Origin of the sequence: Comamonas granuli NBRC 101663 (genome assembly GCF_000739995.1) — a bacterium.
GTDB classification, from domain to species: domain Bacteria; phylum Pseudomonadota; class Gammaproteobacteria; order Burkholderiales; family Burkholderiaceae_C; genus Simplicispira; species Simplicispira granuli.
On record NZ_BBJX01000032.1, the window covers coordinates 1 to 1,027 of the forward strand.

The window sequence follows — 1,027 nt, forward strand, 5'->3', positions numbered from 1 at the left end:
CGAATTACCCGCATCCCAGGCATTTTTGAAGGACCCGCGCAGCCCACCCACCACCACGCACACACGCCTGTGGATCACATGAAAAACATGAAAAACAGGAAAGACCCGAAGTCCACCACCGCGCACCTCGGTCTGTAGGTTCTTCATGTTCTTCATGTTTTTCATGGCTTCTTCATGCTTGCGCTCGCAAGTTCTTGTATAGAGAGAGATATTCATTTTTTTCTACCTATTGGAAAAACATGTTTTCATGAAAAAGCCGGGGATTGATCTGCCAAACGTCGGAAGCCCTGGCGCCCTGGTTCTTCACGGTGGTGTGCCTCAGGCATGCGTTGGCCTGCAGGCGCTGCAGGGCAGCCACCAGCCGCTCGCGTTTGGTGAACCGCGCCCGCAGTGCAAAGTGAATCTCGGACTGGCGCACGGAATCCAAACCGCCCCGGCGCGTGGCCTCGCGCACGATCCATTGCAGGATGTGATCTGCATCGCGGTCTGTCTCGTCGGCTGCCAGCAGCCGGTAGGCCGCACGGGCATGGGGCACCAGCAAGCGGCACAGCGCGATGGCCCGCGCCATGCTGTCCACCCCCACGGCCCGGGGTGCTGGCCCTGCCTCCACCAGCTCAAACAGCAGCGCGATGCGCGCGGCCGTGCCTGCCAGCTTGGCCCCGAAGTCGGGGATGGCCGACAGCGCCCCGCCCTCAGCCAGGCCATGCTCGCATTCCTGCGCGAAGTCGAACCAGAGTTCCAGCGCATGCTGCTCCAGTTCCACCACGGTGGGCGGGTGGTCTGGCAACTGGGTGGGGTCTGGCATCAGTTCATCAATGCAGCGGGCGTACCTGTCGCGCAGCTCCTTGGGCACGGCAGAGAACCGGCGCACGTCGCGCGAACCCACGAAGGGCGGCGGCAGAAAGTAGGCGAACCGCGCCATCAGGCCGCTGGCCTTGAACTTGTTGGAGCCTGCGGCCTCGTTCAGCAAATCGGGCTGCAGCATCAGGCCCAGCGTGACAGCAGCGCGCGACACGTAGGCCTTGCG

Annotated in this window: 2 protein-coding genes; both read right to left on the bottom strand. The window is 62.5% G+C overall.

Going from position 1 to position 1,027, the window contains the following annotated elements; genetic code table 11:
• A partial coding sequence (locus CGR01S_RS16815; RefSeq protein ID WP_156967604.1) for a hypothetical protein occupies positions 1–216 on the bottom strand: 216 nt, incomplete at its 3' end.
• Between the two features lie 10 nt (positions 217–226).
• Positions 227–1,027: DUF3987 domain-containing protein (locus tag CGR01S_RS16065; protein ID WP_042429717.1), on the bottom strand; the 801-nt coding region annotated here is incomplete at its 5' end.